The organism is Geodermatophilus sp. URMC 61, assembly GCF_052931555.1.
In genome coordinates, this window is record NZ_JBRFHZ010000002.1 from 2,706,243 (window position 1) to 2,731,626 (window position 25,384).

The following is a 25,384-nucleotide window of genomic DNA, read 5'->3' on the forward strand; positions in this document are numbered from 1 at the left end:
TTCGCGGAGCTGCCAGGACGTCCCGACCCTGGGCCCGGGAGCACCGGAGGTGGCACCGGTCCTCCGCAGGCGCGGCCACCCGCTGTCCTCCGCAGAAGTGATCGCCTGTCAGTGACCCATGGCCGTGCATCACGGCACACCGGCACCTGAGGGTCGGTCAACGGTGTCATTGACGTGGCGAGTGGCCGCGAGGACCCTGCCGCTCGTCGCGCCCGCGGACGCGGCGCACGGGCACGACGAGGTCATGGAGCGCCCACTCGCCCCGGGGATGGACGTCGTGCCGCTTCCCCGCCCGTGTGTCCCCTCGGAGGCAGCGATGTCGTCAGCAACCACCCACCGTGGCCCGGCTCTGGCCCGGGTCGCCCTCGTGCTGTGCGGCGCCGTCGCGACGACGACGCTCGCCGCGCCGTCCGCCCTCGCCGCATCCCCCGCCGGCGTCCAGGTCGAGCCGATCGCGGTGACGCTCGACTCGGTCCAGATCGGCCGCGCACCCGGGACCATGGTGCTCAGCGGAACGGTGGCCTGCGACACCTCGGTCGAGGCGGGGGTGTTCGGCAGCGTCGCGCAGGTCCAGGGCATGGACATCGCGCGCGACTTCTTCTCCGTCGACGCAGCCGTGCAGTGCTCCAGCACCCCCTCGGCCTGGACCGCGACCTCCGTCGGGGCGTTGCGGGTGTTCCTGCCCCTGCCGACGACCATCGACGTCTTCGGCCAGTACTGCCTCGGGGATATCTGCCAGACCGTCTCGATCAGCGAGACGGTCACTCCTGCCGCGGCAGGACCAGCGGCCGACCCTGCGCCGGTCGTCGACGTGGCGATTCCCCCGATGACGAACTGACCGGGGCAGCCTCGGCGGCCTCGAGCCGCTGCAGCGGAGTCCGCACCGTTCCGGCGATGACCCGGACGAGGAGCTCGAGCGTGGCTGTGAGCGCACGCCCGGGAGGCTCGCCCACCGCGTCCTGCCACGTTGGTGAGCGACTCCGCAGGGCCCTATCCCCACCAGCGTCGTCCCCGAGCTCGGCGGCGGCGTCCGGGCCGAGCTGACCGACGAGACGCTGGCCGCCGTGGACCAGTGGAAGCCGGACTACCAGGCGACGATCCGCTCCCCGCGGCTGCAGGGCCCGGAGGCGCTGCAGCCGCGATCGGTGCGCTGGACCCGGAGGAGTACCTCGACTCCGTGGAGCTGGACGAACTGCGGCGTGCCGTGGGTGGCGCGCGGGCGCTCGACGAGCTCGACGAGCTCGACGACGCTCCCCTGCCGGACGAACCGTTCGCGCAAGCGCGGGTGCCGGCGGACGTGCGGGACCGGGTGGCCGAGGTGCGGGAGCTGGTCGACCGGTGCTGCGACGCGCTGCTCGACGTCGAGCACCGGACGGCGGCCCGCCGGCTCCTGGCCGCGGTCGCGGAGGGCGACCCGGCCATCTTCCGCCGCCGGAGCCGGCCGGAGACCGCGGCCGCGGCGATCTGCTGGCTGGTCGCCCGGGCCAACCGTTCTCTCGGGCCGGGTGACCTGCAGACCCAGGAGCTGCTCGGCTGGTTCGGCGTGCGGTCGGCCTCCCAGCGCGGCGAGCCGATGCTGGCGGCGATCGGGGTGGACCCGCACCAGCCCGGTGAACGGGAGCTGGAGTCCCCGGCCTACCTGACCGCTGCCCGTCGCCGGCAGCTCATCGCCGACCGGGAGCGGCTGTCCGGGGCCACTCACGACGACGACCTCGACTGATCCGCCGCTCCGATCGACGCCCGGCAGCGTCCCGTCGCGGCTCAGCGGTCAGGCGTGCGGAACGTGCACCGCGGACCCGATGCGTCGGCGAGCCTCCGGTCGAGGGTCCACAGCGGCGCGCCCAGCTCCTCGGCGAGGGCGACGAAGGCGGCGTCGTATGCGGTCACCGTGGGGTGCAGCTCCCACACGCGGTCGCCCAACGGCTCGAAGGGGAAGGTCGTCACGGGCAGCTGCACGAGGTCGCGGTGCGCCAGTGCGGCGGCATCCCGCCCGAGTCGCCGGGCGAGGACCGCGCGCCGGAGCACGTTCGACACCTCGACGTACAGGTGGGCCGGCGCCGTCAGGACGTTGCCCCGGAGGCCGCCCCGCGCCCACGTGCCATCGGGGCCGTCGTCCACCAGCGCGGCGACCACCGCAGAGGAGTCGACGACGATCGTCACGTGCGGTCGTGGTCGCGCAGGTCCAGGATCTCCGCCGCCGGCAGCCTGGTGCCCGTCGTCCGTACCCGGTGCTGCACCCGGTCCCACAGGTCGGCGGGGCTGGGCCGCCGGGCCAGCTCGGTCAACTGGGCGCGCACGTACTCCTGCAACGACTGACCGGCGCGAGCCGCGCGGGCAGCCAGCTCGTCGCGGGTCTCGTCAGGGACGTCGCGGATGGTCATCGACACGGGCATGCATGCAATTTAGCAGCACCGGCAGCGAATCGTTGCTAGGCGCCCGTCGTCGGTGTTGGGCCGACACACTCCTGCGATTTTCAGATCGGCGAGCACATTCGACAGAAAGAGCCGTCGCCGATGCCGTCGCTCGCGGCACGATGCGGGTCGACGTCCCCGCGTCGTCGTCCGGGTCGAGCGGTCCGGTCAGCCCGCAGTTGGTATCATTGATGATACCGTGCCGGTCGTGGCCATGACCCTCCGCTTGGACGACCAGGAGACCGAGGCACTGCGCCGCAGGGCCGAGCTCGAGGGCCGGTCGATGCAGGAAGTGGCCCGCCAGGCGGTCCGGGACTACATCGAGCGCACCAGCAAGCGGGAGCTGCTCGATCGGGTGCTCGGCCAGGAGTTGCCCCGCTACGCCGAAGCACTGGAGCGGCTCGGTCGTTGATCCACCTGGACCTCGACGACCTGCTGCACGTCGCGCGACGGACGTTGGGAGAGGTGCGGGTGCGCGACGTCGGCCTGCTGGACTCCGCGTCGGCCAGACCACGCTCCACGGCGTTCGGCACCGACGCGTACCCGTCGCTCCACGGCAAGGCCGCGGCCCTGCTGCACTCCCTGGCAGGGACCCGGCCGCTGGTCGACGGCAACGAGAGGCTGGCGCTGGCCGCGACCATCGCGTTCTACGGCGTCAACGGTGTGCGGCTGACCCTGTCCGACGACGAGGCCTACGACCTCGTGATGGCGGTCGCCGGGGACGACCTGGACGACGTCGAGCCGATCGCCGAACGGCTGCGGTCCGGCACGGCGCCGTGGAGTTGACCGCACGGGACGGCGTCGGGAGCCCGGGGGTCTCGTAGACGACACCGCGGGCAGGCGCGGCGGCGAGCCGCGCCGTGTCACACCCCGATCCCGCCGGTCCCGTCGGCGAGAGTGGCAGCCGTGCCACCGAGTTCCCGGGACGCGCCGAACGTCCTCGAGCAGCTGTCCTCGCTGCGGCAACACCAGCAGGACGGACGCCGGTCACCGCACAAGCCGCTGCTGGTGCTTCTGGCTCTGGGGCGACTGGCCACGACCGGGTCGAGCGCGATCCCCTGGTCGGACGCCGAGGAGAAGCTGGCGGACCTCATCGCGGAGTTCGGCCCGACGTCCAGAACCGGCCGCGCACAGAGTGCCGCGTACCCGTTCACCCGGCTCCGGGCCGACGGCGTCTGGACCCTCGACCGCGACGTCCCGATGGACGCCGTCAGCCCGCTGCGGGAGGGCGTGACCGGCCGGCTGGAGGCATCACTCGAGACGGCGCTGCGGGACCGCACGCAGCTCCTGGAGGAGGCAGCTCGCGGGCTGGTCGAGAGCCACTTCCCGGGAACCGTGGCACGGGACGTCCTCGTGGCGGTCGGGCTGGACCCTGACCTGCTCGAGGGCCGTTCGGTCAGCCGGAGTTCCGACCAGCGACGGCGCAGCGGCGCCTGGCCGGCCGCCGTCATCGCGGCGTGGGACCGGCAGTGCGCCTTCTGCGGCTTCGACGGCGCCGCGGGCGGAGCCGTGGTCGGGATCGAGGCGGCACCCGTCCGCTGGTTCACGCTGGGCGGTCCCGATGACCTCGACAACGGGTTGGCCCTCTGCTCGCTGCACCACAAGCTGTTCGACCGGGGCATGCTCGGCTTGGACGACGACCTCGCCGTCGTCGTGTCCCAGCGCTTCTCCGCCCGCACGCCGCAGGGCCGGGCTCTGTACGACCTGCACGGGCGGCGGCTGCGGCCCCGTCCGGGCACTCCCCTACCGGCCGAGCGGCACGTGGCCTGGCACCGGGAGCAGGTCTTCCAGGGGACGGCGCTGGCCGGCTGAGCCAGTACCTACGGTCAGACCTCGACGGGCTGATCGGCTGGCGCTCCATACCGCGCCACCGCGGTCGGCGTCCCGGGAGGGAAGTAGCGCTCCCGGCATCGGGCCAGCCGATCGAGCTCCCCGTTCCACGGCACGCGGTCGGCCTTCTGCTCGTTGTGCCGCCTACACAGCACTTGGCCGTTGGCGACGTCGGTCGCGCCCCCACGGCTGTGCGGATGGACGTGGTCGGCCTGGAGTGCGTCGGTCTCCCGGCACCGACCGAGCAGCCAGGAGTGGTGCTCGCACCGGTGACCTGCCCGCTCGAGGAGTTCGGCCTTCCCTGCGCGGGAGAAGGTGCGACGAGGATCCCGCCCGCGCCTGCTGTGGATGATCGCGCGGCCGAGCTGGACCACCTCCCCGATCGCGAGCAACACCAGGAGACCGATCAGCCACGGAGTCGCGATGACCTCCGTCAGGACGGTCCGTAGCACCTCACCGATGATGTCGCCGGGATCGAACCTGGCCGTCTCCGGTCCTACGACGAGTGCACCCATCCCGTCCCAACGGGTCCGGTGAGGGAGGACTGGAGCCTCGTCGCACGTTCGAGCGAATCAATCGCCGACGTGGCGCTGCCTGGAGCGGTCGGCCCAGTTGGGTAGGTAGACATTGTGGTCGGCGGTCGCAAGCACATCCAGGAGGCCAAAGGCGTTGGCATCGCCATCCATCGGCGTCACATCTCGCCGCCGGCGAGGTCGTCCGTCAGTGGGTGTGAGAGTCGAAATGGGACGCCGGGAGCGACGTGTACGCGCAGGCGGCCGTCGTCACCGCATCGTGCCGAGCGACGACTGGGCCGGCGGACGTCGACGCGATCGTCGCCGCCGTGCTGAGACGAGAGGAAACGCGTGACTGCAAGTACGGAGACCCGCCGCGAGCTGGGCTGCGGACCCTTGACGAAGCGTTTCGACGAGGCGTTGCTGTACGCGTCGCGGCACCACCGGGAGCAACTGCGCAAGGGCTCGCGCGTGCCGTACATGACCCACTTGATGAGCGTCAGCGCGCTGGTGATGGAGCACGGCGGCAGCGAGGACCAGGCGATCGCCGCACTGCTGCACGACGCGGTCGAGGACGCTGCACCGGGTACGGGTGCTGCGGTGCTCGCCGACATCCGCCTCCGCTTCGGGAACGCCGTCGCCGACATCGTGCAGGCGTGTTCGGACGGCCTGGACGCCGACGGCAACCGCAGCGGCACGTGGGCCGAGCGGAAGCGGGACTACGTGGCCGGCCTCGCCCACAAGGCGCTCGACGCACTCCTGGTGACGGCGGCGGACAAGGCGCACAACGGGCTGTGCATCGCCGCCGACGTGCGCCGGTACGGGCAGGGCTTCTGGTCGACGTTCAACGCGAGCCGCGACGAGCTGCTCTGGTACTACACGAGCGTGGAGCGGGCGGTGACTGAGCGGCTGCCGGGCAGCTCGATCGGCGACACCCTGCACCGCGCCGTCGACGAGTTGCTCGCCGCCGCAGGAAGAGAGCGGTCCACCGTCCCGATGGAGATGCCTGGTCGCGACTGAGCGGGCGCCGGCCTCGCCACAGTCGCCGCCTCGGGTCATCGCCGCTCGTAGACGTCTCTCCGGTGACCGACCTTGATGACGAGGACGAGCAGCTCCCCATCGCGGATGTCGTAGATGATGCGGAAGTCGCCGGTTCGCACCCGCCACTCTCCGGCGCCGCCGACGAGCTGCCGCGCTCCGGGGGGACGGGGCTCCTCGGCCAAGAGGTCGATGGCCGCCTGGACCCGCCGGCGGCCCGGCGGGTCCAGCTTGCGCAATTGACGGACGGCCGCAGGCGCGAGCCGTACCTCGTAGGTCACGCCAGACCCAGGTCGGCCTTCACTTGCTCCCAGGGCACCGGCTCGGCTGCCGTGTTCCGGAGCTCGGCACGTGCCGCTTCGGCATCAAGGATGTCGGACATGTCCTCGGCCAGCGCCTGCAGGCGTTCGAGGTCATCCGCGGCGATGACGGCCGCCACCCGCCGACCGCGGCGACTCAGGTAGACCGGCTGGTGCGTCGCGCGGGCCTGGTCGACGACCGCGGCGAGGTCCTTGCGCGCCTCGGACACACTGCGCTCGCTCAGGTCGGACATGTACAGATTGTACACTGTGTCATGCTGGCCTCGCGCGTCGGCTGCAACAGCAGCGCCGCGAGCAACCGGGCCTGCATCCCGCTGCGCAGGACGGGCAGCAGGGACGAGACCCGCTGTGTCAGACGCACATGACGTCATGTGCATATGACACGGCCCAACGTGCCAAGCGGGAGCCACAGGCTGTTCCACTGCGCGATGCTCGGGCTGGACGCCGACCTCGCCGTCGTGGTGTCCCAGCGGTTCTCCGCCGGCACGCCGCAGGGCCGGGCTCTGTACGACCTGCACGGGCGGCGGCTGCGGCCCCGTCCGGGCACTCCCCTACCGGCCGAGCGGCACGTGGCCTGGCACCGCGAACAGGTCTTCCAGGGACGGCGCTGGCCGACTGACGTCATCTCCGATGAGGCTCCTGGAGCCACTGGACGAGGCCGGTGCCCCGCTCGCTGCTGTCGCCCCCACCGGTTCGCGTGTCGAGCCAGAAGCGGAGGGCCGTGAGTAACCGCGGGAGGCCGCTCGGGGTACGCGGCCAGCGACGCGCGTTGACCAGCAGCAGGCCAGCGTGCTCGTCGACGTCCAGGGGCGCGTAGTCGACGACGTTCTCGGTGACGACGGCGCGGCCGTGCTCGCGGGCCAAGCGCGCCACTTCGGCGTCCTCTCGACCGACGAGGTCGGGCAGTTCGACGACGGCGACGACGTCGTGCCCTTCCGCACGTAGCTGCTCCGCGAGTCGCCGCGGGTACACCTCGTCGAGCAGCAGCCTCACCGGCTCGGGCCGGCCAGGACCTCCTGCTGCCGCCGCCAGGCTGCCTCCAGCTCCTCGGCGGCCCGGTCGTTGGCGGCGATCCTCGCGTCGACCTCGTCCCGGTGGTCGGCGTAGTAGGCAACGGCCGCCCGCACCTGCGCCTCCGTCAACGACGTCATCTCGGCGACCGCGGCGACGACGTCCTCGTGGCGCTCCTCCTGGACCCCCCGGAGGGGCCGGATCACCTCGTCCACGTCCGGACCACCCACCAGACCGGCCCGCCGGCCACTCGGGCCGTCGCGGAAGGTGATCCCGGGGTGGGCCTCCCGGCGCAGCGCCTCGTCGAGCAGCCGCTCGATGGTCGACGAGACCGAGGCGCCGCGCCGTCCGGCCAGGTCCGCGAGTCGGCGGAGGACGTCATCGGACAAGCGGACCGAGCGGGGACTACTCATGACTACATCGTAGTCGGCATCGGCCATGTTCCTCACGGCCGATGCAGCGGGTGCCAGTCCCACGTCGTCGTCCCTCCGTGGTCAACCGGTGGCGACTGCGCCTCCGCCGTTGGGGACCAGCTCGACCCAGGTGGTCCCGGGTGCCAGGGTCACCGGGGCGCCGTCCGCCCCGGTCAGCGTCACCCGGTCGCCGCTCCCCGGCTTGGACCAGGTGGCCTCGACCGCGTGCCCGCCGGAGGCGACGAGGGCCCGGCCGGTACCGGTCAGGATGGTCTCCGGGACGGGATTGCCGGCCGGATCCCGGGCCTCGGTCGCGACGACGTCGACGCGCAGGACGACGACGTTGGTGGCGCCGATCCGCCGGCCGTCCGCCTCGACCGCCGGGGTGCTCCCCTCGCTGCGCAGCCAGCGGCCGTCCGCAGCGCTCCAGGTCCAGCGGGGGCGGCTGACCCCGGACAACGTGAGCTCCAGAGTGGTCGTCGGTTGCCCTGCGTCGACGGCGGTGGGTCGTTCACCGGCCGCGGAGTGGTCGAACTGGGCGCCGGGTGAGGCTCGGTGGGCGGCGTCGGCTTGGTCGACGAGGGTCTGCGGCACCGCGTAGACGTTGTGCGGCGCCGCGCGGGTCGTCGTCCGGTGGAAGCCGTCGGCCCCGGAGTCCTGGCTGAGCGCCTGCAGTCCCGCGTCCTGGGCGGCGGTCACGTAGGTCGGCACGCCACCGGAGTACGCGAGCAGCCCGTCCAGCGGCGCGGCGATCGCGGCGTCCATCGGCCGGATCGACCGCACCGGGCCGATCTCGGGCGGGAGGTCGGAGTGGTAGACGGCGACGAACCGGGTGATTCCGCCCTCGACGACCTGCTCCCACACCATGTCCGCGGCGTCCAGCCCGGTCTGCGGGCGGGCGTCGACGGAGTTCTCGATCTTCACCGCGAGCGCCGGGCGGTCGACGCTCGCGTCGGCCGGGACCCCCGTCAGCGGCCAGGCGGGCGCGGACGGCGGCGTGAGCGCGGCGATGGCGGACTCGAGGAACGGCAACCCGGACAGGTGCTTCTCCGCCTGCCACGTGACCACACCCGCGGTCACCAGCACCACGAGCAGGGCCGCTCGAAGACCACGCCCGGACCTCGACCGGCGGCGGCCCTTCGCCGTCCTTCCTCTGCTGGACCGGGAGCCTTTCGTGGTGCGGGCGCCCTTCCTCGGCCCGGAGCGGGACGGGGGCGCGGTGGACCTGGGCACGTCGGGCTCCTGGCTCGGCGAGGCGTTCTCCTTCCTGCATCGGCACGGCCCACCGGGCTCGGCACCACGGCTCCGCGGGGCGGCCGGGCGCCGACTCGGACGACGCGGGTGGCCGTCTCGGCGAGTCGACACAGCGCCTCGCCCGGAAGCCACCGCCCAGCCGTCCGCATGCCACAACGGTTGACGACTCCGGCAGATCGCTCTCGGTGACTCTTCGCGCGGGGCGATGACGGTGACGCAGGCACGGCCCCACGAGGCGATCAGAAGCCGACCGGCCGGTTGTCCGGCCGATCGGCAGCAGGCCGACCGGTTCCGGCCCCTGACCAGGCGACCCCGGCAGAGCCGGACGGGAAGGGTCCACACCAGTCCGAGACCGGGGGTTTTCCTCGGCGGGATTCGGGCTGCCTCCCTGGTTCGTCGTCTCGCCCGGTCCCACGCTCGATCCGGCAGGAGGTTGGTCAAGGCAGGAGCCACACCCGCATGCGTCAGAACCCCACGGCATCGATACGCCGGTCGGCGGATCCGCCGTCGCGCCCACAACCTTCGCCCTCACCGGAGCCCGCCTCGCAGGCGCGGCGCCGACTCCGACAGCGCCGTGGGGCTGCACGAGCACGTCTCTGTCCGTGACGTCCCCGTGCAGCCCGAGCAAGCCCCGCCTGAAGGAGACCGACCCGTGACGACTGAAGGAAGCCGACCCGTGACCAGCAGCCGAGGTGATGTGGTCTGGGTCTTTGTAGCCGTCTTCGCTCTCGCACTGATCGGCGTCAAGGTCGGCAACCTCTTCGACCTCCATCTGCCCTGGCTGTATGCAGTGGCGGCCGGCGCGAACGTCGGGATCGTCAGCGTCCACGTGTCCCGACAGCGCCGTCGGACCCGCCCATCTGGACGAGCCACGCGGATCAGCGCTGAGGATCCGCAAGCCCCTGCCGGTGGCACTGATCAAGGACGGCCGGCCGGTGGCGCAGAGCAGAGACGTGGTGGCCCGGGTCCCCGCAGCGCCGCGGATCCCCACCGCGTGTCCAGGACGTCCTCGTAGCGCTAGCCATCCGCGGTCACTCGCCGTCCGGGTGAACGAGTGCCCGTCCACCGGGACGCCGAGGACCGCCTCCGGGTCGACGCGCGGAGATTCAGGCTCCACGTGCCGATGCGCACGGTGCTCCCACGGGTGAGGGCGTTCCGACACCCTCACCCGCCAGGCGTGACGAACGGCGCATTGCGGCGCGCGTCCCGCTACAGGTGCTTCACGAGGTCTGTCTCGACGCCGTTGACCCGGCCCGCGCCGGCGAGCTGTTCGTCCCTCCAGCGCTCGACTCCCTCGCGGGTGACGTCCAGCTGCGCGTCGAGCACCATCCCGGTCGCCCGTGACTCGGCCTCCAGCGTGCGAGCAGCCCGGGCCTCGGCGGCCGCGAGCGCCGACTTCGCCAGCACCTCGGCCTCCTCGTACTCGGTCTGCATCCGCAGCTGGACGCGCTCCTCGACCTTCTCCTCCTCGAGCGTCAGCAGACGTTCGTAGAGGGACGGCGGCGCGAGGGCGAGCATCGTCTTGAAGAGGATGGGCAGGCACTCGAGCGCGGTCATGAACGCGAACAGCAGCCAGTGCGCCGTCGCGAGCGTCGGATTGTCCTCTCCGATGCGCTCCAGCGCCGTCAGCCGGGCGAGGATCCCGTCGCTGTTGCCCACGGCTTCGTCGTGGGCCGCGATCTCGGCCTCCCGGCGCTCCTCGGTATCGGTGACCCGCGTCTCGAGCCGGTCCAGCTCCGCCTGCTGGTCGATCGTGGTCTGCACCTCTTCGGCCTGCAGCTGTTCGAGGACCTGCGGCTTCAGCTCCGCCAGCTGGCGGGTCAGCGAATCCCGCTCCTCGGCCAGCCGGTCGCGCGCTTCCCGGCGGGCGTCGGTGGCGGGGCCGAAGCCGGGGATGCCGCTCCCTCCGGAGCCGTCGATCTCCTGGTTGTAGGCGTCCTCGGCGGCGTTGTAGCGCTCGATCACGTCGTCGAGCCGGCGCTGCAGGTCGACCACGGCCGGGTCCTCGGCGACGTCAGCCTGCGTGACGCCGTCAGCCAGGTCCGCTTCCAGCACGGCGATCTGCTCCCGCAGCGTCGGCAACTGGGCGTAGCGACTGTCCTCGGCCAGCTGCCGGGTGAAGGCGTCCTCATTCTCCGCAGCCATCTCGCGGACCTCGGTGCCGATCTCGGCGCTGAAGACGGCGAGCGTCAGCGGCGTGGAGACCACCGCGCCGATCAGGACGGCGAGGACCACGCGCGGCAGCGCCATGGCCAGGGTGCCGACCTTGCTCGTCAACCGTGGCGAGGAGACGACGAGCCAGCGGTCGAGGTTGAGGATGATCAGGCCCCAGGCGACGCCGCCGAGAACGGCGAAGGGCCACCAGAAGTGCAGCGCCAGGTGGAGGGCGTAGCTGGCGGAGACCATGGCGAGTCCCGCCGTGGACACCAGGACGGCGCCCATCGCGACCTGCTTGCCGCGCTCCTTGGGCGCCTCGCGCAGAACCTCGCGGTTGGCCCCCGCCACCGTGAGCAGCTGCTCCGCGATGGACTGCCGGGTGACCCGGCGGCGAACGGCCGCGAGCTTCGTCCGGACGGTCACCGGTTCTCCTCCCGCATGGGGCTGGGCGCCCGGCGCAGGCTCTCGACGAGGGAGTCAGGCACGCCGACGAAGCGGGGCGACGCCTCGATCTGCGGGCGCAGCGCGTCCTGCGTGGCCCAGAAGGCGTCGAGCCGCTGGGTGACCGGTGAGGACGCGCCGACGGTGGCCGCGACGTCGGCGTGCAGGGACACCGGCGGCGGCGCGGTCACGCTCGGCAGGTCCAGCTGGGGCACGGTCACCGCGACGACCACGGGCGAGGCTGAGGAGGTGGTCGAGAAGCGGTTGCGGCCCACCACGTCGACGCGCCGGCTCGCGTCGACGCGGACGAGCGCCTCGCCGCACGGCGGATGACCGCCCCGACCGTCGATGACGACGTCCCGCGCGTGCTCGAAGCACCAGGTGACGAGGACCGACGACCCCGGGCGGACGATCGTGTGGCTCATCGACAGGGCCCGCAGGACGGGCACCTGGCGGTCCGAGGCCCCGGCGTCGGCCGGGACGCCGTGCCGGCAGGCGACGATCTCCGGCTTGCCGCTGCCGGCCGGGCCGGTGCGGCCCTGCGCAGCCTCCTCGCGTGAGTCACGGATCCAGCGGTCGGTCCAGGGCAGCGAGGACGACGGCCGCTCGGGCGCGGGCGGCCTGCGCGCCGGGACACCCGCGTCGCCGAGCCACCGCCAACCCCTCGCACGCAACCAGGCGAGCAGCAGCAAGACGAGGAAGGACCAGAGAAAGGCCTCCGCGAGGTCCTTGAGGAAGCCGGCGACGCGGTCGGCCTCCAGGTGGCCGCTCCACTCGGTGTTGTTGCTCAGCGCGACGAAGCCGGCCAGCAGCATGACCAGCGCCCAGCACACGACGAGTGGATCCCGACGCAACGGTTCCCGGAACATGTCTCCCCCGCCGCGGGTGACCCCGCGTGTCAGCACATCACTGGACCAACGGAACCCCATCGGATCGGAGCCCTCGAGATTGGTACCGGCAGCGACCGAGGGAAGGCAGACTCCCGTCACCCGTCGGGGTCAGAGGACGAGGCGACTGATCAGAGGACTGTGTACGGGGTCACGGAACCGGAGCCGGCTGCCGATCGCGGGAACGGACGACCGCGGTGGACCATGCCTGTCGGGGGACGCCTTGCGTCGCCGGGCCAACCGCTCGAGCTGTCCGTCCCACCGCGCACGCTCCGGCCCCTCCCTGTTGTGCCGCCGGCCCAGCGTCTGGCCGTTCTCGACGGTGGTCGGTCCACCGCGGCTGTGGGTCGCACGTGGACGGCCCGCAGGTCCTGGGCCGCCCGGCACCCGACGGGTGACCATGCGGCGGCGATCGCTGAGTGCGGTACCACCGCGAATCCCACAGCGATACCATGATCGGGTGAGCACGCAGATCGCCGTCCGGCTCCCCGAGGAACTAGTAGAGTTCATCGACCGACTGGTGGCCGACGGCCGCGCTCCCTCTCGCGCCGCGGTCGTCAGTCAGGCGCTCCAGCGAGAGCGGCGTCGTGAGCTCGCAGCGCGCGACGCGGCCATCCTGGCCGCTGTCGCCGGGAACGACGATCTGGACGCACTCGCCGAGCACGCCGCCCGGACGCCGCTCGACGACCTCGACTGATGCGCCCGATCCATCTCGCTCACCTGGACAAGACCCGGCCCGTGCTGGTGCTGACCCGGGAGCTCGTGCGCCCGCATCTCTCACGGGTCACCGTCGCGCCCATCACCAGCACCATCCGCGGCCTGTCGACAGAGGTGCCCGTCGGCCCGGCCAACGGTCTCGACCATCCGAGCGTCGTCAGCTGCGACAACGTCGTCACCGTGCCGAAGTCGGCGCTCGGACGGCAGATCGGCCGCCTGCGTCCGGAGCAGGAAGTGGCTCTCACCGCGGCTCTGCATGCCGCCTTCGACCTCGAAGACCTGCCCAGTCCTCGCTGAGCCGCTGCGCGAGCGCACCTCCCAGCGGAGCTCGAGGACTCTTCCGCCGGCCGGCGGACTGCCGGGTCCTGTTGGGGACGAATTGCATGTCGTCCCTCATCCCGCGGCAGCCGTCGTCAGGCGCTGGGCGACACCCTCGCCACTGACGCGGCGGATCGGGTCCAGGTCGCTGCAGACGACGAGCAGGTCACAGGTCTGGGACAGGCCGACGTAGAGCACTCCCGAGCGCGGGTCTCGTTCCGAGAGCCGTTGGCAGCGGCCGCGAACTCGCCGATCGGAACTGCGAGCCGGCATCTGCGTCCAGCGGTGTCACGCCTCGACGTCGGCGAAGGCCGAAGCACACGGCCGACAACTGCCGACGGCACCGACGAACGACTCGGGTGCGTGCGCGCGGCGGCAGGTGCCCACTAGCGGAAAGACCGTCGCCGGCGCGCGGCGATGGCCTCCGCCACCTCGGCGATGACGTCGGGCGACCACAGGAGGTCGTCCCGGCCGAACCGGCCCCCGTCCGTCGGCTGGAGATCTGCGCGTTGCTCGCCCCACGAGGTCAGCGGACGGGCCAGCACGAACCCGAGGTCGTCGACGCTGACGGCGACCTGCGCCGTCTCGCCGCTGACGAACCACTGCACCCGGTTGTCGAAGGCGACGGTCTCCCGCCGCCATCCCCTGCCGAGCGCACGGACAAGATCGGCGAACGGGACGCCCAGCAGGTCGGCCAACTCCTGCTCGTCGGGGGTCGGGTCTCCCTCCCGTCCCCACGCCAACTCGCACGATCGGCAGGAGAGGACCGGCTCCTCCTCCGGCAACATGCAGCCGCCGAGTGCGACCAGGCCGCGCTCGGCGAGCTCGAAGTCCTCGACCGCGGGCAGACCCCATCGCAGGGGAACGGAGTCCTCCCGCGCGCACCCGGGGCAGACGCGCCCCACCTGGACGCCGACCGGTTCCGTCATGCCACTCCCCGTCTCGCTGACCGTCCCCGTGACGGCCGGGCGCGGATGGTGGCACGCGCCACCGACAGGAGTGCCCGGCGCCGACGGACGGCCGATGCCCGTCGGGTCAGCCGGCCGATACGGACGTCCGGCGGTAGAGCTGGGCCGGCTTGCCGACCGTCCCCGCCGACCTCCGCTGCGTCTCCTCGAGCATCGGCAGCATCGCCCGGCGAAAGGTGTCGGCCGAGTAGCCGAGCCCACCGGCGACGGCGTCGTGCAGGCGGAACAGCTCGCGCATCGTGAACGGCTCGTCGAGCAACCGGTCCGGGTCCGGTCGTTCCCGGTAGGCGGCCCGCATGTCGGCCGCGGCCCGCCGGACGATTTCGTCGTGGTCGAACAGCAGCCCGCGCACCTCGTCGACCGGCTGCGCGACCACACCCTCGGGCCGCGCCCCGAGCACCGGTGCGACCGCTCGCCAGGGAAGCGCGGCGACGTGCGCGACGGACAGCACCCAACCGCGGTCGTCCCGGTCCGGGTCGTCGAAGACGTGCAGTTGGCGCGGAGCGACCTCCGGTGTCAGGCCGGCCTTCTCCCGCAGTGACCGCTGGACGGCGCCGGCGAGGGTCTCCCCCTCGTGCAGGAACGTGCCGGGCAGCGCCCACTCCTCCGTGCGCGACTCACCCGCCCGGCGGACGAGCAGCACCGAGAGCCGCGGCTCGTTGTTCGGGACGGTCAGGACGGCGGTGTCGACGGCGACCGACGGCCGCGGGTAGTCGACGAGGCGCTTGCCCGAACTGTCGCGGTACACGGAGTGGACATTAGCGCAGAATCCGTCTAACCTTGGGTTGGCGCAGGGATGAGCTAATTGAAGGGAGTGGCCGTGGTGACCGACCGGACCGCGTCTGACCGACTCGCGGGAGCCCGATGAGGTCGACGGTGCGATCGGGACAAACCGGTTCCGCTGAGTCGGCGTCCTGCCGATGGACGTGGGGTCCATCACCGTCTCTCCTCGGGAGTACGTCATGTCCAGGTCCGGCAGGTTCCGCTTCGACGGCGGTGCGGCCACCTACGTGGGGACCGCTCTCCTCGGCGTCCTCATCACCGTCTGCACCTTCGGCATCTGCTACCCGTTCGCGCTGGTCCTGACCCAGCGGTGGCGTGCGAAACACAGCTACATCGACGGCTTCCCGCTCGTCTTCACCGGCTCGGCCGTCGGTCTGTTCGGCAACTGGATCAAGTGGCTGCTGCTGAGCTTCATCACGCTCGGCATCTACCTGCTCTGGGTCGGCCCGCGGATCACGCAGTGGAAGTGGGAGCACACCGACTTCGACCGCAGCCGCACCCCGCTGCCGCTGACCGACGTCCGCCCGGCCATCCCGGTGCAGCAGGTCGGCGGGCTGCCGATGCCGGGCTCCGCGCCGGCCCCGTACGCACAGCACTGAGACGACCGCCGGGGTCGCGGTCGTCCGCTACTGGGCGCCCGAGCCGGGATGGGGCGCCAGGGGCGATGACCTGTACGAGCAGGCCGCCGCGATCCGCGCGGCGTCCCGGAGGACCACCGTGCCGGCGGACGTCGAGCCGATCGTCGCCGCCGTGCTGAGAGGGAAGGAGAACGCGTGACTGCAACTCTGGAGACCCGCCGCGAGCTGGGCTGCGGACCGCTGACCGAGCGCTTCGACGAGGCGCTGCTGTACGCGTCGCGGCACCACCGGCAGCAGCTGCGCAAGGGCTCGCGGGTGCCGTACATGACGCACCTGATGAGCGTCAGCGCGCTGGTGATGGAGCACGGCGGCGGCGAGGACCAGGCGATCGCCGCGCTGCTGCACGACGCCGTCGAGGACGCACCGGCCGGGAGCGGCGGCGCCGTGCTGGCCGAGATCCGGACGACGTTCGGGGACGCCGTCGCCGACATCGTGCAGGCGTGCTCGGACGGCCTGGACGCCGATGGCAACCGCAGCGGGACGTGGGCCGAGCGGAAGCGCCCATACGTGGCCGGCCTCGTACACAAGCCGCTTGACGCACTCGTGGTGACGGCGGCGGACAAGGCACACAACGGGCTGTGCATCGCCGCCGACGTCCGCCGGCACGGGCAGGCCTTCTGGTCCACGTTCAACGCGAGCCGCGACGAGTTGCTCTGGTACTACACGAGCGTCGAGCGGGCGGTGGCCGAGCGGCTCCCTGGCAGCTCGATCGCCGACGCCCTGCACCGCGCCGTCGACGAGTTGCTCGCCGCCGCAGGAACCGAGCGGTCCGCCGTCCCCACGGAGATGCCCGGGGGGCACTGAGCGGGCGTCGGCCTGGCCGCGGTCGCCGCCTCTGTTCATCCGGTCCGCGCGGGTCATCCAGCGGCCGCGGTGGACGTCGGCGTGGCATGTGCCCAGCCGCCGTCGCGAGGGGAGCGCTCCGGCGGGGTCAGCGCGGAGCGACCCGCAGCCGCTCGGCGATCTCCTCGACCTCGGCCGCGCCGGCGGCCATGTCCATGACGAGCTGGAAGGCCGCATCGTCACTCAGGTCCGGTTGGGCGCCGTTGAGGTCGAGGAACACGACGGTGGCCAGCCAGCCGAGCCGCTTGTTGCCGTCGATCAGCGGGTGGTTCCGCGCGAGCGAGTGGAGCAGCGCGGCGGCCTTCAGCGGCAGCGTCGGGTAGGCCTCCTGCCCGAAGACGATGGTCCGGGGTCGCGCAGCAGCCGAGTCCAGCAGGCCGACGTCGCGCACCGGGCCGGTCCGCAGCGCCCGGACGAGGCCGAGGAGGTCGTCGAGGTCGAGGTACTCGACCTCGCTCACACCGTGCCCAGGCGGTGCAGCACGTCACCCCACCTGTCGATGAGCCGACCCGAACTCTCCTGGACCCGCGCAGCGTGGCCGCTCCGCTCGTACCGTTCGAGGACGGCCCGACGGATGATCTCCTGCCGGGAGGTGCCCTCGGCGGCGGCGAGGGCCGCGAGCGCCCGATCCAGCTCGTCGTCGGTCCGCAGGGTCATCGCCATGCCACGATGGTACCGGCGTGATACCACTTTCGCGGTTCAGTCCGCGTCGGCGGGCACGTGCTGCAGCGCCCTCGTCCCGGATACCGCGCCGGCCGGCTGCCTCTCCCCCGTCGAGCGGCCGTGCGGTCCATGGCGGACGACGGCCGCAACGGAACCCGGTGGGACGTAGGCCCGCCTGCGTCGCTCCAGGCGGGCCAGCTCCCATCCCAACGGCACCCGCGCCGCCTTCCTCCTGTTGTGCCGCCTGCACAGCGCTTGGCCGTTGGCGACGTCGGTCGCTCCGCCGCTGCTGTGCGGGTGGACGTGGTCGGCCCGGAGCGCCTCGGTCTCCCGGCACCGACCGAGCAGCCAGGAGTGGTGCTCGCACCGGTGGCCTGCCCGCTCGAGGAGTGCGGCCTTCTCGGCCCGGGAGAAGGTGCGGCGAGGGTCCCGCCCGTGGCCTCCGTGGAGGATCGCGCGGCCGAGCCGGACCACCTTGCCGATCGCCAGCACCGCCAGGAGACCGATCAGCCACGGGATCGAGAGGACTCCTGCCAGGACGCTCCGGAGCATCTCGCCGACGAGATCGCCGTCAGCCGTCCCCGATCCAGCGATGGGTGCGCCACGCCCTTCCAACGGCTCCGGCGAGAGAGGACTGGAGCTCCATCGCACGATCGGGCGACTCAGCCGCCGACGTAACGCTGCCTGAAGCGGCCGGCCCAGTCAGCGAGGTCGACATCCCGTTCGGCGGCTGTCACGAGCTGCCCGTGTCCGATGAAGCGGACGTCGGTGGGCATCGCCCCGCGGTCGGCTGCCACCGCCTCCACCGCTGCCCGCGCCGAGGTGTCGTCGTCCCGCGCCAGCACGACGGTCACCGCCTCGTCGAACACGGGTCTGCCGGTCGAGCCACCACGGCGGACGCTCTCGGTCAGCAGCACGTTGCGCAGCAGCTGCCGGGTCGCGTGTTCCCGGAGCCGGTCGTAGGCGCCCTCCGCCATGCCGAAGTCCGCACAGCGGGCGCGGTACTTGGCGTCGGTCCGCCCCCGGCGCGGGTCTCGGCTGAAACTGTCGACGTACTTGGTCTCCACCGCGACGAGCAGGCTGCGGCCGTCCGCCAGTCGGGCGGAGACGACGGCGTCGAAGGCCGTGCGGTCGTTGAGGTGGTCGCGCCGGTCCGGGGCCCACTCACATTCGATGCCGTCGATCTCTCGGGACCCGACCCGCACGGGCACCAGCTCGGCGACATCGAGGTCGCGCAGGTCCTTGAGCAGCCGGACGGCGGCGGTCCGGTGCGCGCTCAGGTGGCCGAAGACGCTGAACGCCAACGGCATCGAGCTCAGCATGTTGGTGAACAGCCGGGTCGTCTCGAGCTGGCCGCCTTCACGCTGCACCTCGCCGGCGCGCCGCTCGGCGTAGTCCGCGGCCTCACGGCTCAGGAAGTTGCTCCGCCACTCCTCGGGCGGCAGGTAGTTGCCTAGGACACGGTCGCCGCGCCGCCCGGCCGGTAGCCCGAGGACCTGCTCGCGGTAGTCGGACTGCCGTTGGCGCTCACGCCGGGTGATCCGGTCGTCCGATGCGACGAACGTGATGTCTTCCGTGGTCATGCCATCCCTTCAGGGTCAACGCAGGCGAGTACCCGCCCCACATTTCGGTCCTCCGTGGTCATCCGGTGGCGACTGCACCACCGCCGTTGGGGACCAGCTCGATCCAGGTGGTCCCGGGCGCCAGGGTCACCGGTTCGCCGTCCGCTCCGGTCAGCTTCACCCGGTCCCCGGTCTCCGGCTTGGACCAGGTGGCCTCGACCGTCTGCCCGCCGGAGGCGACGAGGGCCCGGCCGGAGCCGGTCAGCATGGTCTCCGGAACGGGGTTGCCGGCCGGGTCGCGGGCCTCGGTCGCGACGACGTCGACGCGCAGGACGACGACGTTGCTGGCGCCGATCCGCCGGCCGTCCGCCTCGATGGCCGGGGTGCTCCCCTCGCTGCGCAACCAGCGGCCGTCCGCGGCACTCCAGGTCCACCGGGGGGAGCTGACCCCCGACAACGTGAGCTCCAGGCTGGTCGCCGGCTGCCCCGCGGCGACGGCGGTGGGTTCCTCGCCGGCCGCGGAGTGGTCGAACTGGGCGCCGGGTGCGGCCCGGTGGGCGGTGTCGGCCTGGTCGACGAGGGTCTGCGGCACCGCGTAGACGTTGTGCGGCGCCGCACGGGTCGTCGTCCGGTAGAAGCCGGCGGCCCCGGAGTCCTGGCCGATCGCCTGCAGCCCCGCGTCCCGGGCGGCGGTGACGTAGGTCGGCACGCCACCGGAGAACGCGAGCAGCCCGCCCAGCGGCGCGGCGATCGCGGGGTCCATCGGCCGGATCGACCGCACCGGGCCGATCTCGGGCGGGAGGTCGGAGTGGTAGACGGCGACGAACCGGGTGATGCCACCCTCGACGACCTGCTCCCACACCATGTCCGCGGCGTCCAGCCCCGTCTGAGGGCGGGCGTCGACGGAGTTCTCGATCTTCACCGCGAGCGCCGGGCGGTCGGCGACCGCGTCGGCCGGGACCCCGGTCAGCGGCCAGGCTGGCGCGGACGGCCGCGTCACCGCGGCGATGATCGAGTCCAGGTACGGCACGGCGGACAGGTGCTGCCGCAGCGCCGACCAGGCAACGATGCCGGCCGCCACCAGCACGACGAGCACGGCTGCGCGGAGGCCCCGCCTCGGTCTCGCGCGGCGGCCCTTCGCCGGGGTCCGCTTCGCCGGCGTGCGCTTCGGGGAGCGCGCAGTCTTCATGGTGCGTGCGCCCTTCGTCGTGCGGGCGCCGCTTGTCGACACGGAGCGAGGCCGGGCCGCGGTGGACCTGGGCACGTCGGCACTCCTGGGTCAGCGGGATGGTGCCTCCTCTGCATCGGCACGTTCTCACGGACCCGGCACGGGACACCGGCGGGACGGCGCAGTGCGTCGTGACGGCTTCGGACCCGTTGTCGTGACGAGTGCAGCCACTGTCATTGGGCGTCAGTCCCACCACAGCTCCCAGACCGGACGGTGGAGCAGGCACTGCGCCAGTCCCGCGACCGTGCCGGCCGCCGCATGGCCGAAACCATCCACCGGCCCGTCATCCGTCGACGCAGTGGTCATCGGCGCGCCAGCGTCACCCCGCCAGCAGGCTCTACGAGAAGCGCCGCACAGCCGAGCTGCTCTGCGCCGCGCAGATGATGGAGCGAGGTCGGCCCCACGGAACCTGCGGTCTACAGCGTGTGAATGACGATCGTCGCTCCAACATGGTCCGCCACTGCGACTGTCCGCTTGCTCGCGGCCAGATGGTCCACCCTGTCGTCAGCCGGCTGAGGAACACCCTTCCACTTCCGGAAACCGAACACGCCCTCGAGCGCGTCGAGGGTCGGCTTGACGAGGTTGTCGATGTCCCAGACCTCGTTCCGACTCTTCGGCACAGGCGTCCGGAAGTCGATGGCGACCGCGAACCGCGCGTCGGCGACCGCAATGCCGCACTTCGCGACAGCCGCTCGAACCGCCGCCTTCCACGGCGCTTCTGCTGCCGTCGCGAACGAGGCTGGACGTCCGTCGACCTCCAGGGTGACGAGGTGACGACCGGGCAGGCAAGGGGCCGCGGACGGTTGAGCAGGCTGCACGGCCGCATGATCCACGCAGCTCGGAGGTCACGTCGCCTGGGCTGTTAGGCCGAGCCACGGCAGCCATCGCCCAGGAGGACGATCAAGACGTGGCCCGTCCTCATCAATGAGGACTGCGGCGCATCCGATGCACGTCACGCGCACCACCTGCTCGGCTGACCGAGCAGGTGGTGCGCGCGCGCCCGCCTACGCGGTCAGGTCTTCGGGAAGTTCTTCTTGGCGTAGCCGGCGACACCTCGCATGCCGACCACGTTGACGGAGGCACCGACACCGGCGCCGACGACCGGGACGAACTTGCTCAGGTTTATGACGCCCGTCGTCCCGGCCTTCGTGATCAGCCGGAAACCGACCTTCTTGTTGATCTCGATCAGGACCTTGCCGGGCACCTTCCGGAGCACGGCGAACGCCGCCTTGGTTCCGAGCTGGATCCCGGCTTCCCCGGCCACCGCCACGCCACCGGCCCCGAGGAGGGACAGCAGGATGATGCTGCGGACCTCGTCGGACGTGACGTCGTAGCCACGGAGGTGAGCCACCGCGGCCGCGCAGCGACCGGCGTACATGTAGAAGACGGCCAGGTCGGTCGGAATGGTGACGGGGAGGGTGACCAGTCCGCCGAGTCCGGTTGCGAATCCCGTGGCGCCGACGACGCGCACATGGGTGGCGATCAGGCGGTCGATTGCCTTGTCGACATCCACGTGCTGCGTGCGGTGTTCCTCGGCGATCTCCTGGGCGCCCTTGAACCGACCGACTCCGCCGACGCCGGCCGAGAGGATGCTCTCGATGAGCTTCTCCGCGCGGGCGGTCAGAGCGGATTCCGCGCCAGCCGCTTCGTCGACGGCGTCTGCCGGGGTGTGGACTTCCTCGTCGGTGCGGTTCGTCCTCGCCAGCCCGAATGCCACGTGATCTCCTTGTGTCTGCCCGGCATCGTGTGCTGACTACATCGGCAGAGGCCGCGGCGAAGGAGACGCCCCCCTCACCCCACAGGGCAGGTTGACAGGCGGGACGAGGTGTCCGGCAGGCAGAAAGGCGGTGTGCCCGGCCGGCCGAATCAGCGGAGTACGGCCGCCATCTCGATCAGCCGACACAGGGCGTTGACCCGGCGCAACTGCTCCGGCGTCCGGACGGCGGCGTCCAGTAGTTGCTCGCTCATCACGATGACGGCGAGCGCCGTGGCGCGCGACACCGCGGCGTTGAGCCGGTGCAGGCCGGAGAGGAACGAGACCCCACGCGGGGCGTCCTCGGCGCTGGTCGAAGTCATCGAGTAGACAACGACCGCCGCCTCCTGGCCCTGGAACTTGTCCACAGTGCCGTCCCGCGCGCCGTCGGACAGCTCAGCCGTCCGTCGGACGGACGGCGGTCAGGGATGGGTGCGGCAACCTTCCCCGTGGTTCAGCGTGCAGAGCCTCAGGGAGGCTGACACTTGCACTGGCGCCAGCGGGATTCCCGCGCCGACGCGTCGTCGGGCGCCGATTATGCCCCGCCACTGCTGGATGTCGTTGCCCGTTGTATTGGCCGACCGGGCCGATCGGCCCGCGCCTCTACTGCGGGTCCTGCAGCCGAGTCCTCGGGTGGTGGCTGACGTCGACGCCGATACAGAGCCTCCACCTTGCTCAACTCGGTGGTTCACAGGCCCTGTTCGACCTGCCACCACTTGGCGTCGGCGAGTTGACTCTTACCGCTTTTCATGTTGAGTTCCGCCGTCTCACGGCGACTCCTCATTCAACGAGCGCAGCCGTTTTTGCACCAGTCTGACCCCTCTTGACGTCGTCTCCCAGGGCTCGTCCGTTCCGGCAGACGTGATCCATCCGCTCTCTACCGCCGCGGCCGCGATAGGAGCAACGTCGGCAGTCTCACCGGTTCTCAAGACCAGGTACTTCTTGAAGCGCTCTTCGATGAACTGCGCCGACACTCCTCCCCACTCAGTCCAGTAGACGAGGAAGAGGAATATCTCAGGAGGCGAGCTCGAAGGCAGCCGCGCAACGTTCGCAAGCGCCCCTTCGACCGCCTGCTCAGTCGATCCACTGCGCGGTCGAGGACCGTTCGCCGGCACCTGCTTGTGGCGCGGACGCGCGGCGGCAGCGCGAGAACCGCTCGTCCTCCCGGGTTTCGACTCAACATCCTTCATGCGAACCTCGGGAGAGTGGGGGGCGTCGAGACGCGATGCCACTTCATGGTGCCGAAGTTTGCTCATCGTCTTTCCAAGGATCTGACGTACTCGTTCCCGCGTTACACCGAACTCGTCCCCGATCTCCTCCAACGTCGCGGGTTCGGATCCGTTCAGGCCGAAGCGACGCACGATCACTCGTGCTTCCCTCGCACTGAGTCGCCCCAAAGCACTGAGCACGGACTCACGCAGCCAAACTTTTTCCGACCACACGACTGGGTCGCTGGAGGTCGGATCCGCCAACACAAGGTCCGCCAGCCGCAGTTCCCCCGCCTCACCGACAGGCGCGTCCAGGGAGTAGACACCCCTCATCCACCGAAAGTGGTTCTCGATCTCCTCTGCCGAATAGCCGGTTTCGGCGGACAACGCCGCCGTGCTCGCACGCCTGCCGCGCGCCTCGAGCTGGGAGATGGCCCTCCTCGTGCGATCGATTTTCTCCGACATGTGCACGGGGATTCGGATTGTCCGGCCGTAGTCGTGGACGGCTCGAGTTATCGCTTGCTTGATCCACCACGTCGCATAGGTCGAGAACTTGTACCCGCGCGTTGCATCGAACTTGCGAACCGCCCTGATCAAGCCATCGAACCCGTATCCGACAAGATCCTCCAGCTCCAAGCTCGGGCTCGAACCGAAATATCGCTGAGCTATCGACCACGTGAGCCTGATGTTGTGGATCACCATGGCGTCGAACGCCTTGGCAGCGTCGGATCGCGGGTCCAGCCGACGCCGGAAGTCCTCCGGCAGGTCGTCGGCAAGTCGATACTCGGTACCGCGCATCAGGGCGGCTAGGCCCACCTCCTCCTCCGCCGTGAGTAGCCGCCGCGAAGCAGCCGGCGTGCTGGAGGTCGCCTCCAACAAACGCCGGGCCGCCGCGATCGCCTCCGGGACCTGGATCGCCTGCGCATGGGCCTCGAGCTCCTCCGTAGGGGGCTCCTCGCCCCGAACCGGCGGCAAGTCCGCGGCCAACGCTCCTACGCCGGCGGGGACCTTGGGAGCTGGTCGCGTACCCAGGAGATCCATGACGGGCGTGCCCTCGGTCTTCGACAGCTCGCGGTCGTCGATGAGCTCGATTCCGGCGGCATCCAGGGCATTGAGCAGGCGGCGGCGCAGTTCCTCGGTTTCCTCGGGACTGCGCGCAAGCCCGGCGAGGACGCGGTCGAGGCGGGTTCCGCGAAGAACGCCGTCCTTGACGTAAGGACCGAGGCGCCGAACGAGTCGCCCGAGAAGCGTCGCCTCACTCTGAGTGGTGCTTGTCATGACTCCCGCTGTGTCGCCGAGCCGGTCTCTGGGGCCGCGTGACCTAAGTTACGGCTCACGGCCGTCCGCGGACGGTAGGTGAAGGGACCGACACATGCGGCTACTGCCAGGGGAGCTGTCCCCCGCTTCGGCGATCACGCGCTCCGAGCGGCGGGTGCACGAAGCGCTCGCGACATCCAGACTCGACGGTGTAGGACTGCACTCGCTGAACCTGCCTGAGCACGACTACAAGCTGACCGCCGAGATCGACTTCCTGCTCCTCACCGAGGGGTTGGTACTTGTGGTCGAGGTCAAGGGAGGCCGCGTCTCCTGCAACGGAGGCGTCTGGACCTACAGCGATCGGGCAGGCCACTACCGAACCTCACACGAAGGGCCATTCAAGCAAGCCGACAGCGCCATGTACGCGGTGCGCCGACTGCTCGAGGAGCGGCTCGGGGCACGACGCTTGTCCGAGGTGGCCTTCGGCTACGTCGTGGTCACGCCGGACGTGGACCTCCCCTCGAGTGCCGAGTGGAGCGAGCAGACCTACATCGGCCGGGGTCAGTTCTCGCGGCCCGGCGGGCTGGACGCAGGCATCCGACGCGCGGCGAGGTACTGGCTGGAGCGACAGCCTTACGCGCGGACCCTCGCGAACGACCTCCGTCAGCTCGTCGCCGAGAAGCTCCGCCCGGACTTTGACAAGGTGCCGGGGTTGGCATCGCGCGCCGACTCGTTGGACCGGTCCTATCAGCGGCTCACCGACGAGCAGTTCACTCGTCTGGAACTGATCGACGAGAGTCCCCGAGTCCTGTGCAGCGGGGGGGGCCGGTACGGGAAAGACGTTCCTGGCTGTCGAGGTTGCTCGACGACGCTGCCGAACGGACGCACCCGTCCTCTTCACATGCAGGAGCGAGGTGCTGGCGCAGTTCGTCCGGCGACGGCTCGAGAACACCGGTGTCGTCGTCCGTTGCTTCGCCGAGCTCGCAGCCTCGCCGCAGCGCTTCTCCTACCTCGTCGTGGACGAAGCACAGGACCTGATGAACATCGAAGATCTGGCCGTACTCGATCAAACCCGGCTCCTCGAACGCGGGTAGGGGAACGCCCTGCGAAGGAGGCAGACGAGTCGGGCTCTTCACAGGCACCGGCCAGGAACTCACTGGCGGCTTGCGCGC

At 71.2% G+C, this 25,384-nt stretch carries 32 protein-coding genes and 2 pseudogenes; 13 read left to right on the plus strand and 21 right to left on the minus strand.

Translation table 11 applies throughout. The features are described from left to right. Positions 1-316: 316 nt before the first annotated feature. Complete coding sequence (locus ACU610_RS12515; protein WP_446768037.1) at positions 317-838, plus strand: hypothetical protein; 522 nt, start codon at positions 317-319, stop codon at positions 836-838. Positions 839-1,177: 339 nt separating this feature from the next. Beyond that, positions 1,178-1,720: a DUF6398 domain-containing protein gene (locus tag ACU610_RS12520; RefSeq protein WP_446768038.1), complete on the plus strand. Its 543-nt coding sequence runs from the start codon at positions 1,178-1,180 to the stop codon at positions 1,718-1,720. 41 nt (positions 1,721-1,761) lie between these two features. Here the strand turns inward: ACU610_RS12520 and ACU610_RS12525 are convergent, their stop codons facing one another. Continuing rightward, positions 1,762-2,160 (minus strand): type II toxin-antitoxin system VapC family toxin, encoded by a 399-nt coding sequence (locus tag ACU610_RS12525; protein ID WP_446768039.1) that lies wholly within the window; start codon positions 2,158-2,160, stop codon positions 1,762-1,764. Further along, entirely contained in the window at positions 2,157-2,393 is a 237-nt protein-coding gene (locus ACU610_RS12530; protein ID WP_091216553.1) for a FitA-like ribbon-helix-helix domain-containing protein, read from the minus strand. Before ACU610_RS12530 ends, ACU610_RS12525 begins: the two co-directional genes overlap by 4 nt. 232 nt (positions 2,394-2,625) lie before the next feature. Here ACU610_RS12530 and ACU610_RS12535 point away from each other — a divergent pair, with 232 nt between their 5' ends. From ACU610_RS12535 to ACU610_RS12545, 3 genes are all read left to right on the plus strand, one after another. Then, positions 2,626-2,823: a ribbon-helix-helix protein, CopG family gene (locus ACU610_RS12535; RefSeq protein ID WP_446768040.1), complete on the plus strand. Its 198-nt coding sequence runs from the start codon at positions 2,626-2,628 to the stop codon at positions 2,821-2,823. Further along, entirely contained in the window at positions 2,820-3,197 is a 378-nt protein-coding gene (locus ACU610_RS12540) for a type II toxin-antitoxin system death-on-curing family toxin (protein ID WP_446768041.1), read from the plus strand. The genes ACU610_RS12535 and ACU610_RS12540 overlap by 4 nt, the downstream gene beginning before the upstream one ends. A gap of 120 nt (positions 3,198-3,317) precedes the next feature. Continuing rightward, positions 3,318-4,223, plus strand: a complete 906-nt coding sequence (locus ACU610_RS12545) for a phosphorothioated DNA-binding restriction endonuclease (protein WP_446768042.1) — start codon at positions 3,318-3,320, stop codon at positions 4,221-4,223. A 14-nt stretch (positions 4,224-4,237) separates the two neighbouring features. Here the strand turns inward: ACU610_RS12545 and ACU610_RS12550 are convergent, their stop codons facing one another. Next, on the minus strand, positions 4,238-4,693 hold the full coding sequence (locus tag ACU610_RS12550; protein ID WP_446768043.1) for an HNH endonuclease: 456 nt from the start codon (positions 4,691-4,693) through the stop codon (positions 4,238-4,240). Between the two features lie 456 nt (positions 4,694-5,149). Between ACU610_RS12550 and ACU610_RS12555 the strand changes: the two genes are divergently transcribed. Further along, positions 5,150-5,773 carry an HD domain-containing protein gene (locus ACU610_RS12555; protein WP_446768044.1) on the plus strand — a complete coding sequence of 208 codons (624 nt, stop codon included), beginning with the start codon at positions 5,150-5,152 and terminating at the stop codon, positions 5,771-5,773. Positions 5,774-5,808: 35 nt separating this feature from the next. On the opposite strand, the gene ACU610_RS12560 is transcribed toward ACU610_RS12555, so the two are convergent. Both ACU610_RS12560 and ACU610_RS12565 read right to left on the minus strand, forming a co-directional pair. Continuing rightward, positions 5,809-6,072, minus strand: coding sequence for a type II toxin-antitoxin system RelE family toxin (locus tag ACU610_RS12560; protein WP_446768045.1), 264 nt, complete (start codon positions 6,070-6,072; stop codon positions 5,809-5,811). After that, the gene (locus ACU610_RS12565; RefSeq protein ID WP_446768046.1) at positions 6,069-6,344 is read right to left on the minus strand and encodes a type II toxin-antitoxin system Phd/YefM family antitoxin; all 276 of its coding nucleotides are present in this window, start codon (positions 6,342-6,344) and stop codon (positions 6,069-6,071) included. Before ACU610_RS12565 ends, ACU610_RS12560 begins: the two co-directional genes overlap by 4 nt. A 174-nt stretch (positions 6,345-6,518) precedes the next feature. On the opposite strand from ACU610_RS12565, the pseudogene ACU610_RS12570 reads away from it, so the two are divergent. Continuing rightward, positions 6,519-6,713, plus strand: a pseudogene (locus ACU610_RS12570) (phosphorothioated DNA-binding restriction endonuclease); the annotation flags it as partial. Positions 6,714-6,732: 19 nt separating this feature from the next. Here the strand turns inward: ACU610_RS12570 and ACU610_RS12575 are convergent. From ACU610_RS12575 to ACU610_RS12595, 5 genes are all read right to left on the minus strand, one after another. Continuing rightward, positions 6,733-7,104 (minus strand): DUF5615 family PIN-like protein, encoded by a 372-nt coding sequence (locus ACU610_RS12575; protein WP_446768047.1) that lies wholly within the window; start codon positions 7,102-7,104, stop codon positions 6,733-6,735. Further along, positions 7,101-7,535: a ribbon-helix-helix protein, CopG family gene (locus ACU610_RS12580; protein ID WP_446768048.1), complete on the minus strand. Its 435-nt coding sequence runs from the start codon at positions 7,533-7,535 to the stop codon at positions 7,101-7,103. The genes ACU610_RS12575 and ACU610_RS12580 overlap by 4 nt, the downstream gene beginning before the upstream one ends. Positions 7,536-7,616: 81 nt before the next feature. Further along, on the minus strand, positions 7,617-8,615 hold the full coding sequence (locus ACU610_RS12585; protein WP_446768049.1) for a DUF3048 domain-containing protein: 999 nt from the start codon (positions 8,613-8,615) through the stop codon (positions 7,617-7,619). Positions 8,616-9,998: 1,383 nt separating this feature from the next. Continuing rightward, positions 9,999-11,369, minus strand: a complete 1,371-nt coding sequence (locus ACU610_RS12590; RefSeq protein ID WP_446768050.1) for a DUF4407 domain-containing protein — start codon at positions 11,367-11,369, stop codon at positions 9,999-10,001. After that, positions 11,366-12,256: a hypothetical protein gene (locus ACU610_RS12595; protein WP_446768051.1), complete on the minus strand. Its 891-nt coding sequence runs from the start codon at positions 12,254-12,256 to the stop codon at positions 11,366-11,368. The genes ACU610_RS12590 and ACU610_RS12595 overlap by 4 nt, the downstream gene beginning before the upstream one ends. A 478-nt stretch (positions 12,257-12,734) precedes the next feature. Here ACU610_RS12595 and ACU610_RS12600 point away from each other — a divergent pair, with 478 nt between their 5' ends. Both ACU610_RS12600 and ACU610_RS12605 read left to right on the plus strand, forming a co-directional pair. Then, positions 12,735-12,971, plus strand: a complete 237-nt coding sequence (locus tag ACU610_RS12600; RefSeq protein ID WP_446768052.1) for a ribbon-helix-helix domain-containing protein — start codon at positions 12,735-12,737, stop codon at positions 12,969-12,971. Continuing rightward, positions 12,971-13,288 (plus strand): type II toxin-antitoxin system PemK/MazF family toxin, encoded by a 318-nt coding sequence (locus ACU610_RS12605; protein WP_446768053.1) that lies wholly within the window; start codon positions 12,971-12,973, stop codon positions 13,286-13,288. Before ACU610_RS12600 ends, ACU610_RS12605 begins: the two co-directional genes overlap by 1 nt. Before the next feature lie 407 nt (positions 13,289-13,695). Here the strand turns inward: ACU610_RS12605 and ACU610_RS12610 are convergent, their stop codons facing one another. Then, on the minus strand, positions 13,696-14,238 hold the full coding sequence (locus ACU610_RS12610; RefSeq protein WP_446768054.1) for a hypothetical protein: 543 nt from the start codon (positions 14,236-14,238) through the stop codon (positions 13,696-13,698). A gap of 106 nt (positions 14,239-14,344) precedes the next feature. Next, complete coding sequence (locus ACU610_RS12615) at positions 14,345-15,025, minus strand: NUDIX domain-containing protein (protein WP_446768055.1); 681 nt, start codon at positions 15,023-15,025, stop codon at positions 14,345-14,347. 214 nt (positions 15,026-15,239) lie between these two features. On the opposite strand from ACU610_RS12615, the gene ACU610_RS12620 reads away from it, so the two are divergent. Both ACU610_RS12620 and ACU610_RS12625 read left to right on the plus strand, forming a co-directional pair. Beyond that, the gene (locus tag ACU610_RS12620; protein WP_446768056.1) at positions 15,240-15,659 is read left to right on the plus strand and encodes a DUF898 family protein; all 420 of its coding nucleotides are present in this window, start codon (positions 15,240-15,242) and stop codon (positions 15,657-15,659) included. 174 nt (positions 15,660-15,833) lie between these two features. Continuing rightward, the gene (locus ACU610_RS12625) at positions 15,834-16,502 is read left to right on the plus strand and encodes an HD domain-containing protein (protein ID WP_446768057.1); all 669 of its coding nucleotides are present in this window, start codon (positions 15,834-15,836) and stop codon (positions 16,500-16,502) included. A 127-nt stretch (positions 16,503-16,629) separates the two neighbouring features. On the opposite strand, the gene ACU610_RS12630 is transcribed toward ACU610_RS12625, so the two are convergent. From ACU610_RS12630 to ACU610_RS12670, 9 genes are all read right to left on the minus strand, one after another. Next, positions 16,630-17,001, minus strand: a complete 372-nt coding sequence (locus ACU610_RS12630) for a type II toxin-antitoxin system death-on-curing family toxin (protein ID WP_446768058.1) — start codon at positions 16,999-17,001, stop codon at positions 16,630-16,632. Continuing rightward, positions 16,998-17,204 (minus strand): ribbon-helix-helix protein, CopG family, encoded by a 207-nt coding sequence (locus ACU610_RS12635; RefSeq protein ID WP_072916364.1) that lies wholly within the window; start codon positions 17,202-17,204, stop codon positions 16,998-17,000. The genes ACU610_RS12630 and ACU610_RS12635 overlap by 4 nt, the downstream gene beginning before the upstream one ends. Positions 17,205-17,240: 36 nt before the next feature. Next, complete coding sequence (locus ACU610_RS12640; protein WP_446768059.1) at positions 17,241-17,756, minus strand: HNH endonuclease; 516 nt, start codon at positions 17,754-17,756, stop codon at positions 17,241-17,243. Between the two features lie 110 nt (positions 17,757-17,866). Further along, complete coding sequence (locus tag ACU610_RS12645) at positions 17,867-18,787, minus strand: PGN_0703 family putative restriction endonuclease (RefSeq protein WP_446768060.1); 921 nt, start codon at positions 18,785-18,787, stop codon at positions 17,867-17,869. Between the two features lie 58 nt (positions 18,788-18,845). Then, positions 18,846-19,862, minus strand: a complete 1,017-nt coding sequence (locus ACU610_RS12650) for a DUF3048 domain-containing protein (RefSeq protein ID WP_446768061.1) — start codon at positions 19,860-19,862, stop codon at positions 18,846-18,848. A gap of 548 nt (positions 19,863-20,410) precedes the next feature. Next, the gene (locus tag ACU610_RS12655; protein ID WP_446768062.1) at positions 20,411-20,812 is read right to left on the minus strand and encodes a RusA family crossover junction endodeoxyribonuclease; all 402 of its coding nucleotides are present in this window, start codon (positions 20,810-20,812) and stop codon (positions 20,411-20,413) included. 194 nt (positions 20,813-21,006) lie between these two features. Next, on the minus strand, positions 21,007-21,711 hold the full coding sequence (locus tag ACU610_RS12660; RefSeq protein ID WP_446768063.1) for an EcsC family protein: 705 nt from the start codon (positions 21,709-21,711) through the stop codon (positions 21,007-21,009). 149 nt (positions 21,712-21,860) lie between these two features. Next, entirely contained in the window at positions 21,861-22,115 is a 255-nt protein-coding gene (locus tag ACU610_RS12665) for an AAA domain-containing protein (protein WP_446768064.1), read from the minus strand. Between the two features lie 399 nt (positions 22,116-22,514). Beyond that, positions 22,515-24,233 (minus strand): sigma-70 family RNA polymerase sigma factor, encoded by a 1,719-nt coding sequence (locus ACU610_RS12670; RefSeq protein ID WP_446768065.1) that lies wholly within the window; start codon positions 24,231-24,233, stop codon positions 22,515-22,517. 94 nt (positions 24,234-24,327) lie between these two features. Between ACU610_RS12670 and ACU610_RS12675 the strand changes: the two are divergent. Beyond that, positions 24,328-24,699 (plus strand): annotated as a pseudogene (locus ACU610_RS12675) (nuclease-related domain-containing protein); the annotation flags it as partial. A 427-nt stretch (positions 24,700-25,126) separates the two neighbouring features. Further along, positions 25,127-25,306 (plus strand): hypothetical protein, encoded by a 180-nt coding sequence (locus ACU610_RS12680; RefSeq protein ID WP_446770776.1) that lies wholly within the window; start codon positions 25,127-25,129, stop codon positions 25,304-25,306. Positions 25,307-25,384: the final 78 nt, after the last annotated feature.

Bases quoted from the DNA above. Each gene is read 5' to 3' on its own strand.
- ACU610_RS12515 (WP_446768037.1), top strand. From the start codon at position 317: ATGTCGTCAGCAACCACCCACCGTGGCCCGGCTCTGGCCCGGGTCGCC.
- ACU610_RS12530 (WP_091216553.1), bottom strand. From the start codon at position 2,393: ATGCCCGTGTCGATGACCATCCGCGACGTCCCTGACGAGACCCGCGAC.
- ACU610_RS12535 (WP_446768040.1), top strand. From the start codon at position 2,626: ATGACCCTCCGCTTGGACGACCAGGAGACCGAGGCACTGCGCCGCAGG.
- ACU610_RS12565 (WP_446768046.1), bottom strand. From the start codon at position 6,344: ATGTCCGACCTGAGCGAGCGCAGTGTGTCCGAGGCGCGCAAGGACCTC.
- ACU610_RS12580 (WP_446768048.1), bottom strand. From the start codon at position 7,535: ATGAGTAGTCCCCGCTCGGTCCGCTTGTCCGATGACGTCCTCCGCCGA.
- ACU610_RS12595 (WP_446768051.1), bottom strand. From the start codon at position 12,256: ATGTTCCGGGAACCGTTGCGTCGGGATCCACTCGTCGTGTGCTGGGCG.
- ACU610_RS12605 (WP_446768053.1), top strand. From the start codon at position 12,971: ATGCGCCCGATCCATCTCGCTCACCTGGACAAGACCCGGCCCGTGCTG.
- ACU610_RS12610 (WP_446768054.1), bottom strand. From the start codon at position 14,238: ATGACGGAACCGGTCGGCGTCCAGGTGGGGCGCGTCTGCCCCGGGTGC.
- ACU610_RS12620 (WP_446768056.1), top strand. From the start codon at position 15,240: ATGTCCAGGTCCGGCAGGTTCCGCTTCGACGGCGGTGCGGCCACCTAC.
- ACU610_RS12635 (WP_072916364.1), bottom strand. From the start codon at position 17,204: ATGGCGATGACCCTGCGGACCGACGACGAGCTGGATCGGGCGCTCGCG.
- ACU610_RS12640 (WP_446768059.1), bottom strand. From the start codon at position 17,756: ATGCTCCGGAGCGTCCTGGCAGGAGTCCTCTCGATCCCGTGGCTGATC.
- ACU610_RS12645 (WP_446768060.1), bottom strand. From the start codon at position 18,787: ATGACCACGGAAGACATCACGTTCGTCGCATCGGACGACCGGATCACC.
- ACU610_RS12670 (WP_446768065.1), bottom strand. From the start codon at position 24,233: ATGACAAGCACCACTCAGAGTGAGGCGACGCTTCTCGGGCGACTCGTT.